The following is a 2161-nucleotide window of genomic DNA, read 5'->3' as shown; positions in this document are numbered from 1 at the left end:
GCGGCAAGCTGTTCGTCGAGCACGGTCAGGAGATCTACAACGGTCAGATCGTCGGCCTGAACAGCCGTGACACCGACATGGGCGTCAACCCAACCAAAGGCAAGAAGCTGGACAACATGCGTGCCTCGGGTAAAGACGAGACCATCGCTCTGGTTCCGCCGGTTCGCTTCACTCTGGAACAGGCCCTGGAATTCATCCAGGACGACGAGCTGTGCGAAGTCACGCCGAAGTCGATCCGTCTGCGCAAGAAGATCCTGGACGAAGGCGAGCGTACCCGCGCTGCCAAGAAAGCCAAGAACTGATTCGTAGTTCCGGTTGATTGAAAAGCCCCCGGCGCGAAAGCGTTCGGGGGCTTTTTTATGGCTGTGGGTGCCAGCAGGTCTGGCCTCTTCGCGGGCAGAGACCCGCTCCCACAGGGGGCTTGGGTGTGTCAGGGAGGCCTTCGCGGGCAGAGGGCTCGCCGCCCACGGATGATCGCCGCCACTGTGGGAGCGGGTCTCTGCCCGCGAAGAGGCCGGCCCTGGCACCGCAAAGCCCTCTATCGTCCGCCCTCCAGTTTTCCACCCCCAGGCCGATAGCGCAGGCAATATCGATTCCCTCCGAAGGGGGCCCCATGCGCCTGCTACCCACCAAGATCATGTCCCGCTTCAGCCTGGGCATCGTGTTTATCCTGCTGGTAACTGCGGCCGCCATCTATGCGGTCATGGTGCTCAGCGGCGAGCCCAAGTTGATCCAGTCCAACACCAAGAGCGCCGAGCAGTCGGCCACGGCCATCGCGCGGCAACTGTCGGTCGAACTGGCCGAGATCGAAGGCCGCGTCGCTGCCTTGGCGAGCCTGGGAGCGACGCTGCCAGCGGACGTCGAGCTGGTGAAAGGTACCTTGGCTCCAATCATCGATTCCCAGGGCAATACCGCCATCGCCGGCGGTGGCCTGTGGCCCGAGCCGGACGCATTCAGCGCAGGCGTGGCCCGTCGCAGTTTCTATTGGGCGCGCAGCGGCCAGAGCCTGGGGTATTCGGAGGAGTACAACGCCAGCACTGTGGATGACTATCACACCGCCGACTGGTACTTGCAGGGCAAGGCCTCCACGCCCGGTCGCTGCGCCTGGTCGGATGCCTACGAGGACCCGGTCAGCAAGATTCTGATGACCACCTGTACCGTGCCCTACAGCCACGACGGCCGTTTCGCCGGCGTGGCGACCATCGACCTGACCCTCACGGGCCTGGCCGACTTCCTCAAGTCCAATGGGCAGGTCACCGGTGGCTATGCCTTTGCGATCGATCCGTCCGGCAAGGTCCTGTATTTCCCGGCCACCGGCGAGCAACCGGCGCCTGCTGACGAAACGGCACTGCTCGCCGCCTATCCCTGGTTCAAGGCCGTCACCCAGTGGCGCAGCAGCGGCCAGCGTGAGGCGCAGACCTTTCAGGTGGATCATGATGCGCAGCTGGGTGGGGCAGGTTACATCAGCCTCACGCGGGTTCCGGCCAGTGGCTGGACAGTGGGCCTGGCCACGCCCCAGGCACACATGACCGGCATTGCCAGCAAGTTGACCATCGATATCCTCACCACCCTGCTGCCGATCCTGGCACTGGTGTTTGGCCTGGCTTGGCTGGCCGGACGCGCGGTGTTCAGTCAGATCAACGAAACCACGGCACAGATCGACAAATTGGGCGAGCAGGGCGGTGGCACCAGCGCAGAACTGGACGTGGCACGGGCCGATGAGATCGGCCAGTTGCGCGGCGCGGTCAACCGCTACGCCGGCAACCTGCGCAACATGCTCAAGGCGATTGCCGATGAGGCGCTGCGCTTGCAGCAGCAGTCCGATGATGTCGCGCGGCTGTCAGTGATCATGGCCGAGCGCGCGGAAACCCAGCGCCAGGACAATACCTTGCTGGCCACCGCGATCACCGAGATGTCGTCCAGCGCCCAAGAGGTTGCCTCCAACACCACGGAGTGTTCCGACACCGCGCAGCTGTCGCTGTCAACGGCGCGCGAGAGTCAGGGGCATGTGCAGCAGAACAGTCAGACGATCGATTCTCTGACCGGCGATATTGCCAGCGTGGCTCAGGCCATCACCCGCTTGGGTCAGGACATCGAGAGCGTCAGCGGTGTGCTCGACGTGATCAAGTCGATTTCCGCGCAGACCAACCTGCTGGCGCTC

General features: G+C 63.9%; 1 protein-coding gene and 1 pseudogene. Both read left to right on the top strand.

Features of this window, described 5'->3' with window-relative positions:
- Positions 1–302, top strand: a pseudogene (locus B2V21_RS06670) (translational GTPase TypA); the annotation flags it as partial.
- Positions 303–613: 311 nt separating this feature from the next.
- The coding region (locus B2V21_RS06665) for a methyl-accepting chemotaxis protein (RefSeq protein ID WP_286916389.1) at positions 614–2161 on the top strand (1548 nt) is incomplete at its 3' end.

The organism is Pseudomonas sp. UBA6276, assembly GCF_002438365.1.
Taxonomy (GTDB): domain Bacteria; phylum Pseudomonadota; class Gammaproteobacteria; order Pseudomonadales; family Pseudomonadaceae; genus Aquipseudomonas; species Aquipseudomonas coleopterorum.
The sequence above is the reverse complement of the archived record's forward strand: the minus strand, read 5'-3'. Positions and strand labels throughout refer to the sequence as shown.